Below are 15,315 nucleotides of genomic sequence, written 5' to 3'. Positions count from 1 at the left end.
CGTTAAGCGAGTCAATTTACAGGTAAACCTACATTACAGCCTTATTTAAAAATGAAATACATCGTTAAACTCGCTCCGGAGTCTTGTAGTTGCACCATTAGGATAAAAAACAACGTTATTGCGGTATTTGATTTGCAAGTCCGTATCTGTCCATACGATGAAAAACATTGCTATCTAGCGCACAATCCTCGTGCCAATCCCCGTACCCTTCAGCACTTTGCTCAGCACATTCGGCTCAGAGCCATTCACGATGACAACTTCTTGGACCCTGCCTTGAATGCAAGCAATCGCTGCTCGAACCTTCGGAATCATGCCCCCGTAGATATCACCGTTCGCGATCATTTCTTCAATCTCTGCCACGCTGACAACGGGAAGCACCCGCTTCTCGCCATCGACTGTTTTCATAATGCCGGGAACGTCTGTCACCACAACCATCTGCTCTACACCAAGGTGAGAAGCAACAGCTCCTGCTGCTGTATCGGCATTAATGTTATAACGCTGGCCGCCATCGGCGCCAAGCCCAACGGGAGCGATGACCGGGATGTAACCCATGCTTACGATACCTTGAATCAGCTCAGCGTTCACTTTCGTGACATCACCAACAAGGCCAACCTCGTGGCTATTCGCCACTGGCTTCGCTTCAATCAAATGTCCATCCACACCAGACAATCCAAGCGCCATTGCGCCTGTTAACTGAATTCGGCGGACGATCTCTTTGTTAATCTGACCGGAAAGCACCATCTCAACGACGTCCAATACTGCTTCATTCGTTACCCGCAGGCCGTTCACGAAACCGGACTCAATCCCAAGCTTCCCGAGCGTTTCCGAAATGGCAGGACCACCGCCGTGAACGATGACCGCTACAATGCCCTCATCCTGAAGCTGACGCATATCTTCAAAGAAACTAAACGGTAATGCAGCCAGCGTGCTGCCGCCGCATTTCATCACAAAGCAATTGTTCTTCACGAGCTTTCGTTCCCCTTTGCTTCCTTATGTGCGATCCTAAGTGTAAAAACTTAACTAATACCTAAGTTCGATAAGCCGCATTGATCCGCACATAATCATATGTTAAATCGCAGCCCCAGCCCGTTGCTTTGCCAGCGCCCATATGTAAATTCACATGAATTTGAATCGTGTCTGTTTTCAAATAAGCAAGCGCCGCTTCCTCGTCGAACTTCACCGGACGCGACTGCTCTAACACTGCGATATCGCCTAAGCGAATATCGACGGTGTTTACGTTCACCGGCTGTCCTGAGTAACCTACAGCTGCAATGATCCGACCCCAGTTCGCATCCGCGCCATAAACAGCGGATTTGACCAAGCTAGAGCCAATGATCGACTTCACGATCTTACGCGCCGCATCGTCGCTCTCCGCGCCTACCACCGTCGTCTCGATCAGCTTCGTCGCGCCCTCGCCGTCGCGCGCAATCGCCTTGGCGAGGTACTCGCCAACGTACTGGAACCCTGCCGCGAATGCTTCCCAATCCGGATGCTCCGGATTCAAAGCTTCGCCGCCGGCAAGCCCGCTTGCCATCGCCACGACCATGTCGTTGGTGCTAGTATCCCCGTCAACAGTAATCATGTTGAACGTGGTATCCGTGATCCTGCTCAGCAGCAGCTGCAGGTATTCGCTATCAATCGGCGCGTCGGTTGTCATGAAACCGAGCATCGTTGCCATGTTCGGGTGAATCATCCCCGAACCCTTCGCTGCCCCGGCAATGTGAACCTCCTTGCCGCCAACGACAACACGGACGCACGTCATCTTCTGCGTGAGATCCGTGGTCAGGATCGCTTGGCAGAAGTCGTTTCCACCTTCTGCCTTCACTTTAGCAGGCAGCTGCTCGATGCCGCTGAGTACTTTCCCCATCGGCAGTAACTCGCCGATGACGCCCGTGCTCGTCACGCCAACGTGGTGCTCCGCAACGCCTAGCGCCTTCGCACTAGCAGCGCGCATCGCGTATGCGTCGTCCTCGCCTTGCTGGCCGGTACACGCATTCGCGTTACCGCTGTTGACGATCATCGCCTGCAGCTTGCCGCCTTGGGCGATGCTCTCCTGCGTCACGCGCAGCGGTGCCGCTTGGAATGCATTCAGCGTGTAAACGCCTGCCGCTGCCGCCGGTACATCACAGAAGATTGCGCCTAGATCATAGCGCTCCGTCTTCTTTAATCCACAGTGCAGACCACCTGCACGAAAGCCTTTCGGCGTCGTTACTGTGCCCTCTGGCACGACAGTAAAGCTCACTAGATCTAGCATGTTCGTCCTTCACCTGTCCTCATCTTCTCGTTATGGATACACCGGTGCGAACAACAGCCCTGTCGTTTCGTCCCAGCCTTGCATCAAATTCAAATTCTGAATAGCCTGACCTGCAGCGCCTTTAACCACATTGTCGATGACAGAAACGATGGTCACACGCCCCGTGCGCTCATCCACCGCAAAACCGATGTCGCAGTAGTTTGATCCGAACACTTCCTTCGTAGAAGGGAGCTTACCATTTTGACGAATCCGCACAAACCTCCGGCCTTCATAATACTGGCGGTACAATTCGATAAATTCCTCGGCGGTGTGTTCACCTTGTATAGTTGCATACATGGTAGACATAATTCCGCGAGTCATAGGCACAAGATGTGTCGTAAACGTCGTAACAACCGGTTTACCTGCAACACGGCTGAGCGCTTGCTCGATTTCCGGAATATGCTGATGCTTATTCACTTTATAAGCTGTTAAATTCTCATTCACTTCCGCGTAGTGCACGCCGAGATTAACTCCGCGCCCCGCGCCGGACACGCCGGATTTGGCATCAATAATAATCGTAGATGGATCGATCCAGCCCGCTTTGACTGCAGGAATGAGACCAAGCAGCGTCGCTGTCGGATAGCAGCCTGGGTTTGCGATTAAATCACTGCCCTTCACTTCATCCCCGAACACCTCAGACAAACCATAAATCGATTGCTCCAATGTTTCCTCGGAAGCTGCCGGCTTTTTATACCATTTTTCATAGTCGGCACTAGATTTCAATCTTAAATCCCCAGAAATATCAATGACCTTCAGTCCAGCTGCCAGAAGCTTTGGTGAAAGTTCTGCACTCACACCAGCTGGTGTCGCCAAGAACACAACGTCCGCTTTACCCGCAATCAAATCAACATCAAGCACATCTAGAATATCCACAACCACTTCCTGCAAGTGTGGAAAATGCTCCGCAAGCGGCGCTCCTGCATTAGAAGTCGAGATGACCGAAGTGATCTTTACCAAAGGATGCGCCTGCAACAGACGAATCAACTCCGCACCACCATAACCTGTGGCTCCAATAATAGCCGCCCTAACTCCATGACTCATTCGAATTTCCCTCCCGATGTTCCGAAAATATATGTATTATTATACAGTCGTATACATAATAATTCAATGAATTTTTTTATGCGGATTTTGACAATTGAATTGTGCCTACGCAAGGCATTTCAAGGCTTTTTTACATTAAAATCGACAAACCTTTTATTCTTCGGGTTCCTACCTTCCGACAAGAAGTATACATAATATGCATCGTTTAAACGCAACATGTGCATAAAAACATTTTTTTCTTATCGATTCCTATTTATTTAACAAATCAATTATCCCAAATTATACGGCATACAGGCAAATCCTGTATGTGATTAATTCAAATTATTCAAGAAGTGTGGGTAAGTAGTACGGTTATCCACAGATTATACACACTTTATCCACAAGCCACTCATTCCTCAACAAAGTTATGCACAAAAAGACGCACTATAAGTGCGCCAATCTATCACAAAGCTTCTCGCTATGCATGTCGTTTGAAACCTTCCCCTAGTACCTCATTCGTTTCGCTCAAAATGACAAAAGCCTGAGGATCCACCGACTGGACTAATGTTTTCAATCGACTTACTTCATTTTGTTTCACAACGACCATTAAGACCGTTCGCGATTCGCCTGTAAATCCCCCGGACCCATTAAGTTCCGTAAGTCCACGGTCCAAATCGTATAAAATCGCCTTACGTATGGCTTCTGTATGATCAGAAATAATGAAGGCCACTTTGGCATAGTTAAAGCCGAGTTGAACGATATCGATCGTTTTCGTGGTGACAAATAACCCAATTAACCCGTACAGCGCATTCTCCGGTGTGAAAACAAGCGCAGAGCTTAGAATGACCAAACCATCAAAAATCGCTACCGAAAAGCCTAAACTTAAGCCCGTGTATTTATGCAGCATTTGCGCGGCCAATCCAAGTCCGCCTGTGGATCCTCGCCCTCGAAAGACAATACCGAGTCCAAGTCCAACACCAATGCCCCCATAGACAGACGCTAGCAAGGGATTATGCGTAGGCACCCCTAAATGGCTTGTTACAAGTACGCATAGTGGAAATATGACTGACCCGACTGCCGCCTTAACCCCGAATTGCCCGCCTAGTAACCATAGGGCTAACAAGAAAATCGGTATGTTTAGTGCCCACTGCGTAATCGCTGGGTTTAAGCCCGTCAAATGCTGAACAATCGTAGAAATACCTGAAACCCCACCCGTCGCAATTTGATTCGGGTTCAAAAAACAGTTAAAACTAGCCGCCATAATCAGCGAGCCGATCAACATCAATATATACTCAAATACGGTATGTGCTGGACTTCCTATCCGTATTCGCGGTTCATTTCTGGGCACGAACGGCCCTCCTCTCGGTACCATCTAATCAGGCCCATAACTACAACAGGGGTGCACTCATATTTTTACCGTAAAATATTTCGTCCATTTCCCACTTTACACTTTCTGTTATGTCCTTCTGCTCCGCTTCGCTCAACTTGTCTTTCGTATAACCGAACAAATAATTGTTTAAATCAAATTTCTTCAGCTTACATTTTGTATGAAAAATATTCTCCTGATACACGTTTACATCGATCATGTCGTACATGTTTTTGATTTCCTCAGGAATGTAGTTCTGAATCGAACTAATATCATGATCAATAAACAGCTTATGCCCGTTTATATCCCGTGTGAAGCCTCGAACCCGATAATCCATCGTCATAATATCCGTATCGAAGGAATGGATTAAGTAATTCAGTGCCTTTAGCGGCGAAATTTCCCCGCATGTGGATACATCTATGTCCGCCCTAAACGTGCTGATCCCTTCATCTGGGTGGTATTCCGGATAGGTATGAACCGTGATATGGCTGGTGTTCAGGTGCATAAGCACCGTCTCCGGCAGGGGCCCAGGGGATTCCTCAAATGAAGTTTCAGGAGCACCCTCCACAGGACCTTCTGAAACCAACATCGTTACGCTTGCCCCTTGCGGATCATAATCCTGCTTAGCCACATTAAGCACATGAGCACCGATGATATCCGCTACCGCTTTGAGAATTTTGGTCAGCCGGGCAGCATTGTACTGTTCGTCAATATATTCTATGTAGGCTTCGCGCTCTTCTTTGGTTCTGGTGTAGCAGATATCGTACATATTGAAGCTCAATGATTTCGTTAAGTTGTTAAAACCGTGCAGAGTAATGCGCTGCTCCGTAGTAAGTGTCATGATTTTTTTCTTCCTCCTTGTTGTTCCATCCTTACTATTTCCTTACCCAAACTCTGATTGACATTAAACTTGAAAAAATCCTACACCTTTCAGATGTAGGATAAACGTCTATTGCTCCATGTATGCGTTTTGTATTTAGTGTTCAGTGCACCAAGCTTTTCCAGTATACAGCTCCTGTGCAGGTTCTACTCAGGCTTCCGAATCTGATGACGAAGGTATGCATCGATGAACATATTGAGATCTCCATCCATCACTGCGCCAATATTACCAGTTTCCGCTGAAGTCCTGTGATCTTTGACCATGCTATAGGGATGAAACACATAAGAACGAATCTGACTGCCCCAGGCAATGTCAGACTGCTCGCCGCGAATCTCTGCGAGATGCTTCAGCTGCTCTTCGATCTTCCGCTCGTAGAGCTTAGACCTAAGCATCTTCATCGCTTTCTCGCGGTTCTTAATCTGCGAGCGTTCTTGCTGACAGCTCACCACGACACCTGTCGGTATGTGCGTAATCCGCACAGCCGAATCCGTGGTGTTAATGTGTTGACCGCCGGCGCCGCTCGCGCGGTATGTGTCGATTTTGAGATCCTCGGAGCGGATCTCTCCTACGTCTGTGTCGTCTTCGATCTCCGGCATGACGTCACACGACGCAAACGAGGTGTGACGACGACCGGAGGCGTCGAACGGCGAGATCCGGACGAGCCGATGCACGCCTTTCTCCGCCTTTAAATAGCCGTAGGCGTTGAAGCCTGTGATCTGCAGCGTGACACTCTTCACGCCAGCTTCGTCGCCGGGCAAATAGTCGAGTACCTCGACTTTGTAGCCCCGCTTCTCCGCCCAGCGGCGGTACATGCGCAGCAGCATCTCCGCCCAGTCCTGCGACTCAGTGCCGCCCGCACCGGGATGCAGCTCCAGGATTGCATTCAGCCGGTCATACGGCTGATTGAGAAGCAAGCCTAGCTCGAAAGATTCGAGCTTCTTCATCAAAGCATCGATACCTGCTTCAATATCTTTCGCTAGGCCAGCATCGCTCTCCTCTTCCTCGAGCTCGACCATGACCTGCAAGTCGTCGAACTCGTTCGAGAAGCCTTGGAACTGATCGACGACGCTTTTGATGGCGTTGAGATCCGCGATGGTCTTCTGGGCACGATCATTATCGTCCCAGAAGTCCGGCGCCCCCATTTTTTCCTCAAAATCCCCGATCGCTTCGAGCTTATGATCTAAGTCAAAGAGACCCCCGTAATTCGGTTAGTCGCTTTGCTGTCTCTCTTAAATCCTGTTTTACTTCTGGTTCCAGCATGTCTTACACCTCATTTATTCTCTCGTGCCTAGTTTATACAGATCATGGCAGCAAGCTAGCAGCTTTAGCTGCCTTGTCCGTGGCACTGCTTGAATTTCTTCCCGCTGCCGCATGGGCATGGGTCATTGCGACCAATACGCTGCTCATCACCGCGCACGAGCGGTTTCTTCCCGCCTGCTTCATTCTTCGTATCCACCGCTTGACCTTCGGCTACCGCTTGACGCTCCAGGTTGCTTTGTACGTGAGCCTTCATGATGTACATCGCGACTTCTTCGCGGATATTGTCGATCATTTCTTGGAACATCTCGAAGCCTTCGAATTGATACTCACGCAGCGGATCCGTTCCGCCGTAAGCACGAAGATGAATACCTTGGCGCAGCTGATCCATCGCATCGATGTGATCCATCCATTTGCTATCTACCGCACGAAGAGCAACGACCTTTTCGAATTCGCGCATGAATTCTTCACCAATCTCAGCTTCACGCTCATCATAACGTTTGCTAACGAGATCTTTGATGTAATCAATAACCTCTTCTTGTTCTTTGCCCCAAATATCTTGATCTGTAATCTGGCCTTCTTCTGTTAAGAAGTTATTGTTCACGAAGTTAGCCACTTCTTGAAGCTCCCACTCCTCCGGAATTTGTTCCTCCGGACAGTGTGCTTTCACGATGCGTTCGATAACCGCGTTGATCATGCCCTCGATGACTTCACGAATATTCTCGGACTCCAGCAGCTCACGGCGCTGTTTATATATAATTTCCCGTTGTTGGTTCATTACATCGTCATACTGAAGAACGACTTTACGAACGTCGAAGTTGTTACCCTCAACGCGTTTTTGGGCCGATTCGACTGCACGCGAGATCAATTTACTTTCGATCGGTTGATCTTCTTCCATACCGAGGCGGTCCATCATCGCCATGATATTGTCAGCGCCGAAACGTTTCATCAATTCATCCTCAAGGGAGAGGTAGAATTGTGAAGAACCAGGGTCACCTTGACGGCCTGCGCGTCCACGCAGCTGATTGTCGATCCGTCTGCTTTCATGACGTTCTGTACCTATGATATGCAGTCCGCCTGCATCATGTACGCCTTCACCGAGCACAATGTCCGTACCGCGGCCCGCCATGTTCGTTGCGATCGTCACAGAGCCTGGTTGACCTGCGCGTGCTACGATTTCAGCTTCTTCGGCATGATACTTCGCATTAAGTACTTTGTGCTGGACGCCTTTTTTCTTAAGCATTTCCGAAAGTTTCTCGGAGTTCTCAATAGATACCGTACCTACAAGTACCGGTTGGTTCAGCTTATGACGCTCTACGATTTGCTCAACAACCGCTCTGAATTTACCCATTTCTGACTTGTAAACAACATCCGGCATATCCTTACGAATCATCGGACGGTTTGTCGGAACAATGATAACTTCAAGACCGTAAATTTTCTTGAGCTCTTCTTCTTCCGTCTTCGCTGTTCCTGTCATACCCGCCAGTTTGCGGTACATCCGGAAATAGTTCTGAAATGTAATGGTCGCCAGCGTCATGCTCTCATTCTGAACTTGCAGCTGCTCTTTGGCCTCAATGGCTTGGTGCAGCCCATCACTATAACGACGGCCTGTCATAATACGGCCCGTGAATTCATCAACAATCATGACTTCGTCTTCTTGTACCACATAATCCACATCGCGCTTCATAATGAAACGAGCCTTGAGCCCTTGAGTCACGTGATGGTTAATATTCACATTCTGATGATCGAATAAGTTCTCAATGCCGAATGCCCGCTCCGCTTTAGCAACACCTTCTTCAGTAAGAGCCACGGAACGAACTTTAATATCTATCGTGTAATCCTCTTCTTCTTTTAACTTAGCCACAAATCGGTCTGCCGCGTAGTACAAGTCTGTCGACTTAGCAGCCTGTCCCGAAATAATCAATGGCGTTCTCGCCTCATCGACCAGAATGGAGTCAACTTCATCGATAACCGCAAAATAAAGCGGACGTTGAACCATCTGCTCTTTGTAAAGCACCATGTTATCACGCAGGTAGTCGAAACCATATTCGTTATTCGTTCCATACGTAATGTCACAAGCATAAGCTGCTTGCTTTTCCTCATGTGATAGATCGTGGAGATTAACCCCAACCGTCAAACCGAGGAATTCATAGATCTGGCCCATTTCGGCGCTGTCACGTTGAGCCAAATAGTCATTGACCGTAACCACGTGTACGCCTTTGCCTAGCAAAGCATTCAAATAGACAGGGAGTGTTCCAACGAGCGTTTTCCCTTCCCCTGTTCTCATCTCCGCGATACGGCCTTCGTGAAGCACCATACCCCCGATGAGCTGAACGTCGTAATGACGTTTACCTAGTACACGTAAACCTGCTTCTCTAACAACAGCAAAAGCTTCCGGTAAAAGATCATCAAGTTCTTCGCCTTTTTCCAGACGGTTTCTGAACTCAATTGTCTTGCCTTTCAATTCCTCATCGGATAGCGGCTTAATGCTAGCTTCAAGGTCGTTAATATAATCCACGGCCTTGAGCATCCGTTTAATTTCCCGTTCATTGGAATCACCAAAAATTTTCTTCACTAGTCCTAGCATCGGTGAACCCCTTTCCCTTGCATTCGTATCCTTAAATTGTACCACTTTTGACGGTCTTGCCGCAACAAATGACCATTCCTACATCTGTATAAACCATCCACAACATGTGAAAAGAGTACGTTTTTACTTATTTTCTATAGTATTGAATCGATGTCCCTATTGCATGCATGAGAAAAAGCTTAATTCGACAGAATCGAATCAAGCTCATTTTTTTGTTATAGGGATGTCTCGAGTTGCTCCGCTTTCTTATTAAACAGCCGGCTCAATCAGACCATACTTGCCGTCATCACGTTTGTAAACTACATTGACTTGATCCGTATCCATGTTCGAAAAAACGAAGAAATTATGGCCTACCATGTTCATTTGTAGAATCGCTTCTTCCACATCCATCGGCTTCAAATCGAAGCGTTTGTTGCGGACCAGTTCAAAGTCATCTTCCTCATCCAAATAAGTGACCGGCGATGTTTCAACCTTAAATAAATCACGCTTGCCGCCATCTTGGCGAATTTTTCGATTCGTCCTCGTCTTATGCTTACGAATCTGACGTTCCAACTTGTCCACGACCAAATCAATCGACGCATACATATCATTGTTACGTTCTTCAGCTCGCAGCAGCACGCCTGTCAGGGGAATACCTACCTCAATCGCCTGTAAACCTTTAACCACACTTAGCTTTACTTGTACATCAGATGTAAGGGGAGCTTCAAAATACCTCTCTAGTCTGTTCAATTTCTTGTCGACATAGTCCCTGAGGGCTTCAGTTACTTCAAGGTGTTCTCCGCGAATGCTAATCATCATAGTTAAACATCTCCCTTCCTTCTTACATTATACTACATTCAACCCCCATCTTCATAATTCCTTTAAATTCCGAGCATACTATTTACGCAAAAAAACACCCCAGAAATATGTCCCAGGGTGCTAATTAGTTCATAGATGTATTAAACCGGCACAAAACGTACCGGAAGCTTATATTCTGCTTACATTAGCGGCTTGCGGTCCACGTGCGCCTTCTACGATGTCAAACTCTACAGCCTGACCTTCGTCTAACGTTTTGAAGCCTTCTGATTGAATCGCTGAGAAATGCACGAATACATCCCCGCCATCTTCACGCTCAATGAAACCATAACCTTTTTCTGCGTTAAACCATTTTACTTTACCTTGCATAACGTACACATTCCTTTCGTTTTAAAAAGTAATAAAATGTAAGCCCTTACTTTTCGACTATATCACCAGCCCGCTTGACCTGTCAATTTCTAACTTACCATTTGATGAAATATTTTGAAAATTCGGGTATATACAAGCCGTGGATAAGTGCAGAATTTGTAAAAACTTGTCGTATCGGGCTTCTTTACATATTATCAACAAAGTTATGCACAGAGTTGTGCACATTATCCACAGGTTCAAGCTACAATTATGTTTTGTAATGACCTCAAGCAACTCTATAAGTAGGAAACAAATAGTATTAGACTTCAGCTATTATGTTGACTAGTTTGATTGCCGATATTAAATAAATACCTGTAATATTTGAACTGTCAATAATACGTAAGAGAAAACAACATACTGAAGGAGAATACTATGACAGATTGGGTTTCCTTGTTTAAAGAGGCTGAAGGATTACTAAGAATTAGGGATGAGCAAGCATTGATAATATATCGTGATATTATCGATAACAATCAGCAACTCTCTGCAATATCCTGCTATCGAATAGGAGAGATATATAACCGACTTCGGGAACCTATCTCTTCCTTTCAATACTTCCGAACAGCTTTTGAAAAAAATCCTCGGCTAAGTCAAATACTTGTAAAAGAAGATCATCCTGTTTATACATACAACTACTCGGAGCCACAAGAAAATCATATTGAAAATTGTCCACTGTGTGGAGAAAAAGGCCATCCATACGCCTCTTACAATACTACGACTTCAATTGATTTCATCCCAGGTTTTCACCCAATCCGGCTCTGGATGTGCTGTGATTCATGTCATCACCTATTCGCATTTAACTATCCTGTAAACCTAGGCGAACTTCTCACCAATAGTGCATTTGATTTCAACCTAAGTCCAAAAACAACCTTCTTCCCAACTATCAGTCGAATGATGGGGCAACTCACCCTAATAGCTCCAGGAGACCGTTTACTTGAGGTTGGTGTAGGTGCAGGTGAATTGTCAGCGGTCGCAAAGGAATTCTTGTTTAACGTTACAGGATTAGATATACGGCCTCCCTATGCAGAAGCTGTTTCCAATATGCTTGATATTCCAATCTACACGGTAGATTTCCTTGAATTCGAAACCGCGGAAAGATTCGACGTGTTGATTATGGGCGATGTCATAGAACACATGTTTGATCCTATTCAAGCTTTACGTAAAGCACATTCGCTTCTTAATGACAAAGGTGTCCTTTGGATTTCTACACCGAATTTCGAAAGTGCGTTTTCAATGGTAAAAAAAGACACTGACCCTATGTGGAGAATTGTTGAACATTTAAATTACTTTTCCTTCCGTTCTCTCAAAAAATGGTTGGATATTTTGGGCTTTGAGGTAGTGGATTACAATGTTTCGGGCCACTATAACGGGTCTATGGAGGTAACCGCTATAAAAAAATAAAAGCAATCATTTCAGTATTCTTAATTAAACTGGTTTAGAACTAATATTCGCTTTAAAATACCTGACGTTTTTTAAACGCTTTGGAGGAAATCAATGAAACCCCTTCTTTCTCTCTGTATGATCGTTAAAAATGAAGAAAAAGTGCTTGAACGATGCCTACTCAGCGTCAAAACCCTTGTCGATGAAATTATTGTTGTCGATACGGGGTCAACAGATCAAACCAAAACAATTGCAGCCCGTCATACAGACAAAATATATGATCTTTCATGGTCGAACGATTTCTCGGCTGCACGTAACGAATCGATTCGCCATGCTTCGGGACGTTGGATATTAATTCTCGATGCAGATGAGTTTGTTCAGCCTGCTGATCATGATAGACTTAGAAAATATTTATTGGAATATAAAAGCGATAGGCCTTGCGGATTTGTTCTGAACATCATGAATTTTGGTGGCAGCGGAAATGACGAATCAAATGTTACGGAATCAACGGGAGCGCGCTTGTTCCTCAACGGCAAATCCATTCGATATATCGAACCTATTCACGAACAATTAACTTCCGACTACGGTACACCTTCTTTCACACCTTATCCGTTCGTGATTTTCCACACTGGTTACACGGTACAGGTTGTACAGGAAAAGAAAAAATCGGAACGCAATTTGTCGATCTTGGAGAAAATGAACTCAGGCGAAAAGCGAAACAACCCTTACTTTTGCTTCGTGCTCGGCAATGAGTATACAAGCGCCGGACGCGAGGATGAGGCTCTGGAAGTTTACGGGCGTTCCTTGGAATGCAGCAGCCCTTCGGACACGTGGTATTTTCATCTACTCGAAAGTCTTGTAACACTTGAAATGAAGAAAGGCAATTACGCGAGAGCACATACCAATATTAAAAGTGCTATTAAACTAATCCCTGACCGAACAGATTTCCGATGTATGGAGGGCATTTTATTCGAAACATACGGGCTATGGAACGCCGCAGAGGATGTATTTCACCAGTGTATTCAATACGCGGAGGAAGCTGAAAAAAAGGGGGTGCCCTATTGGATAATTAAGCCTTCTTATGGAAAAATTATTCCCCATCAGTCCATTGCTGAGATAAAGCGTAGAAAAGACGATATTTCTGGCGCTATTCATCACTGGGTCAAAACGCTCCAACTTCAACCCAAAAATTACACTGTACTCCAGTTACTAATGGATGCTCTTCTTCAATTTGAATCGTATGATCAAGTAGCAAGCATTATCGAACAACTCTATCCTCTTCACCAACCTTTGAATAAAATGTTATTATACAAAATGGCCCTAAAAATCGGGAGTATTGAACTTGCTTCCAAGTATGCTACTGAAGTGCAGAAGCTCGACCTCCGTCTGGATGATGTTGATACCGTACAGCAAAATTTACTGCTTCGAAATTGGTCTGCGTTGACTACTTCTTCTCTTCAGCCGGCTTCTTTGGAAGATTCGCTTGCAATTGCTGCTGCCATTGTTCAGCAAGAAATCTCTTTTACTGATGCTGCCGTGGGGGACATCACTGCTTGCGCCACCATAATGCAGCAAGCCCTGTTAGCAATCGATAATAAAACTTGGAACAACGAGATTCTAACGAACAACGAAGAAAGGTTTACGCAAACGTTGCAACTGCTCTGGCGTTACGGATATACAGAGATCTATTTATCCCTCATGCAAAATATGGCAAATGAAACCATTCTGAATTGGATGGCCGACTGGTTTTACATCCGTGGACTTTTCGAACAGGCGCTAGATCTGTACAGCGTACTTCTTGAAAATAATTTACTCCATGCGAAGGGGCTTAAGAATGTTGGAGTATGGTATATCAACTGTGGGAATACCAATGAAGCATTTCCGTTTCTCAAAGCATCCTTCAAAAAGGAAGCCTCCGTTGACATTATTGGGCTATTCAAGGAGCAAGCTAGTCCAGAAACTTATCAAGAATTTCATACTATTTACATGGAACGATTCCCTGATATTTCTTTGTGCATCTTTCCTCGATAAACAAAAGGACTGCCCGCTTGGGCAGTCCTTTTGTTTATTTAAAGAATCGTAAACGAGAACACATTACTTGTTTGTCCGTCTGCATTGACGACAGTAATGTTAACGGCACCGGAACCAGTAGGTACATAGAACTTTACTCGAGTCGCRCTCAAGTAAACTGTTGTAGCCTGAACGCCATTGACGTATACTTTCGAAGCACTTGTATAGTTGGCACCATTAACATAAATCAGCGAACCGACGGAACCGCTATTGGGTGACAAACTCGTAATGGTCGGTGCAGGAAGGACCGGTCCATTATCATATGTAAAGTTTGTCGATGCGGTTTGACCATTCAACAACGTTAAGACAAGAGGTACGACTCCAGTTGTTGGGCTGGCCGGAACAATTACTTTCAAGCTTGTACCGNAATTCGGATCAACGGGAAATTTGCCCGAAAAATGAAAATTGAGACGGTTACGATTTTATGACGGAATGCAGGCGCAAGGACAGGACAATATCGTAAACCTGGTTCGCGCTGCTAACAAAGTTTTCCGGACGCGTAAATTGCCGGTTCTCAAGACAGCTATCATCTATGTCATATAAATAGTGAAAGTAGATTCTCCCCAATATTACCCGTATCCACAATTCATAATCGTGGGTATGTGAAGTTTGTCGATGCGGTTTGACCATTCAACAACGTTAAGACAAGAGGTACGACTCCAGTTGTTGGGCTGGCCGGAACAATTACTTTCAAGCTTGTACCGCTCATAAAGGTTGTTGACGCATTCACACCATTGATCGTTACTTTCGCTCCAGTTTCAAAGTTCGTACCTGTTACGTAAATAAGATCTCCACCCACTTTGTTSGCATGATTCGGGCTCAATACGGTAATGGTCGGTGTAGCAACYGTATACTCGTAGCCTTGCGTTACTGTGRCAGTACCTCCATCCAAATTCGTTACCGTTACGTCAACTTTCCCTGCAGTAGCCGAAGCCGGCACAACAGCTGATATTCTCGTTGAACTYAGATAAGTGCTGTTTGCAACAATCGAACCAAATGTCACTGTTACACCTGACATGAAATTCGTTCCATTAATATACACAAGATCCCCGCCTGCAGTTTTCCCAGTATTAGGAGACAACGTTGTAATAGTTACAGGTTTAATGACTGGTGCTGCGTATGTATATCCTTGACTAAGAACAGCTTCTTTCGTATCAGTGATAACTTTCACATCTACTGATCCGAGTCCATCTCCTGCTGGTACGATCACTTTCAAACTAGTTTTACTCATATAGGTTGTTGCAGCAGGTTTACCGCCAATC

The 15,315-nt window shown here is 45.6% G+C and carries 13 protein-coding genes; 2 read left to right on the top strand and 11 right to left on the bottom strand.

From position 1 onward, the window contains the following. Positions 1-174 precede the first annotated feature (174 nt). From argB to ASG85_RS21425, 9 genes are all read right to left on the bottom strand, one after another. Entirely contained in the window at positions 175-945 is a 771-nt protein-coding gene (gene argB, locus ASG85_RS21465; protein ID WP_060647734.1) for an acetylglutamate kinase, read from the bottom strand. Between the two features lie 82 nt (positions 946-1,027). Further along, positions 1,028-2,254, bottom strand: coding sequence for a bifunctional glutamate N-acetyltransferase/amino-acid acetyltransferase ArgJ (gene argJ / locus ASG85_RS21460; protein ID WP_060647719.1), 1,227 nt, complete (start codon positions 2,252-2,254; stop codon positions 1,028-1,030). A gap of 30 nt (positions 2,255-2,284) precedes the next feature. After that, the gene (argC, locus tag ASG85_RS21455) at positions 2,285-3,334 is read right to left on the bottom strand and encodes an N-acetyl-gamma-glutamyl-phosphate reductase (protein WP_060647718.1); all 1,050 of its coding nucleotides are present in this window, start codon (positions 3,332-3,334) and stop codon (positions 2,285-2,287) included. Positions 3,335-3,791: 457 nt separating this feature from the next. Further along, complete coding sequence (locus ASG85_RS21450) at positions 3,792-4,685, bottom strand: YitT family protein (RefSeq protein WP_057303282.1); 894 nt, start codon at positions 4,683-4,685, stop codon at positions 3,792-3,794. A 16-nt stretch (positions 4,686-4,701) separates the two neighbouring features. After that, positions 4,702-5,520, bottom strand: coding sequence for an adenosylmethionine decarboxylase (gene speD / locus ASG85_RS21445; RefSeq protein WP_060647717.1), 819 nt, complete (start codon positions 5,518-5,520; stop codon positions 4,702-4,704). A gap of 185 nt (positions 5,521-5,705) precedes the next feature. After that, positions 5,706-6,819, bottom strand: a protein-coding gene (gene prfB / locus ASG85_RS21440; RefSeq protein WP_156396713.1) for a peptide chain release factor 2 whose coding sequence is annotated in 2 segments (ribosomal slippage) — positions 5,706-6,746 and positions 6,748-6,819 — 1,113 coding nt in all. Because the reading frame shifts where the segments join, the coding sequence is not laid out codon by codon here. A 64-nt stretch (positions 6,820-6,883) separates the two neighbouring features. After that, positions 6,884-9,403 carry a preprotein translocase subunit SecA gene (gene secA / locus ASG85_RS21435; protein ID WP_060647715.1) on the bottom strand — a complete coding sequence of 840 codons (2,520 nt, stop codon included), beginning with the start codon at positions 9,401-9,403 and terminating at the stop codon, positions 6,884-6,886. 249 nt (positions 9,404-9,652) lie between these two features. Further along, entirely contained in the window at positions 9,653-10,201 is a 549-nt protein-coding gene (gene hpf, locus ASG85_RS21430) for a ribosome hibernation-promoting factor, HPF/YfiA family (RefSeq protein ID WP_057303285.1), read from the bottom strand. 168 nt (positions 10,202-10,369) lie between these two features. Further along, positions 10,370-10,567: a cold shock domain-containing protein gene (locus ASG85_RS21425; RefSeq protein WP_047682118.1), complete on the bottom strand. Its 198-nt coding sequence runs from the start codon at positions 10,565-10,567 to the stop codon at positions 10,370-10,372. Between the two features lie 411 nt (positions 10,568-10,978). Between ASG85_RS21425 and ASG85_RS21420 the strand changes: the two genes are divergently transcribed. After that, positions 10,979-12,004, top strand: coding sequence for a class I SAM-dependent methyltransferase (locus ASG85_RS21420; RefSeq protein ID WP_060647714.1), 1,026 nt, complete (start codon positions 10,979-10,981; stop codon positions 12,002-12,004). Positions 12,005-12,097: 93 nt separating this feature from the next. After that, positions 12,098-14,014: a glycosyltransferase gene (locus tag ASG85_RS21415; protein ID WP_060647713.1), complete on the top strand. Its 1,917-nt coding sequence runs from the start codon at positions 12,098-12,100 to the stop codon at positions 14,012-14,014. A gap of 38 nt (positions 14,015-14,052) precedes the next feature. On the opposite strand, the gene ASG85_RS39970 is transcribed toward ASG85_RS21415, so the two are convergent. Further along, entirely contained in the window at positions 14,053-14,349 is a 297-nt protein-coding gene (locus ASG85_RS39970) for an IPT/TIG domain-containing protein (RefSeq protein WP_414858770.1), read from the bottom strand. Between the two features lie 290 nt (positions 14,350-14,639). Beyond that, positions 14,640-15,315: IPT/TIG domain-containing protein (locus tag ASG85_RS21405; protein ID WP_200961697.1), on the bottom strand; the 676-nt coding region annotated here is incomplete at its 5' end.

The sequence above is a fragment of the Paenibacillus sp. Soil724D2 genome (genome assembly GCF_001427935.1).
Lineage (GTDB): Bacteria > Bacillota > Bacilli > Paenibacillales > NBRC-103111 > Paenibacillus_E.
The sequence above is the reverse complement of the archived record's forward strand: the minus strand, read 5'-3'. Positions and strand labels throughout refer to the sequence as shown.

Bases quoted from the DNA above. Each gene is read 5' to 3' on its own strand.
- secA (WP_060647715.1), bottom strand. From the start codon at position 9,403: ATGCTAGGACTAGTGAAGAAAATTTTTGGTGATTCCAATGAACGGGAA.
- argJ (WP_060647719.1), bottom strand. From the start codon at position 2,254: ATGCTAGATCTAGTGAGCTTTACTGTCGTGCCAGAGGGCACAGTAACG.
- argB (WP_060647734.1), bottom strand. From the start codon at position 945: ATGAAATGCGGCGGCAGCACGCTGGCTGCATTACCGTTTAGTTTCTTT.
- speD (WP_060647717.1), bottom strand. From the start codon at position 5,520: ATGACACTTACTACGGAGCAGCGCATTACTCTGCACGGTTTTAACAAC.
- hpf (WP_057303285.1), bottom strand. From the start codon at position 10,201: ATGATGATTAGCATTCGCGGAGAACACCTTGAAGTAACTGAAGCCCTC.
- ASG85_RS21425 (WP_047682118.1), bottom strand. From the start codon at position 10,567: ATGCAAGGTAAAGTAAAATGGTTTAACGCAGAAAAAGGTTATGGTTTC.
- ASG85_RS21415 (WP_060647713.1), top strand. From the start codon at position 12,098: ATGAAACCCCTTCTTTCTCTCTGTATGATCGTTAAAAATGAAGAAAAA.
- ASG85_RS21420 (WP_060647714.1), top strand. From the start codon at position 10,979: ATGACAGATTGGGTTTCCTTGTTTAAAGAGGCTGAAGGATTACTAAGA.
- ASG85_RS21450 (WP_057303282.1), bottom strand. From the start codon at position 4,685: ATGGTACCGAGAGGAGGGCCGTTCGTGCCCAGAAATGAACCGCGAATA.
- argC (WP_060647718.1), bottom strand. From the start codon at position 3,334: ATGAGTCATGGAGTTAGGGCGGCTATTATTGGAGCCACAGGTTATGGT.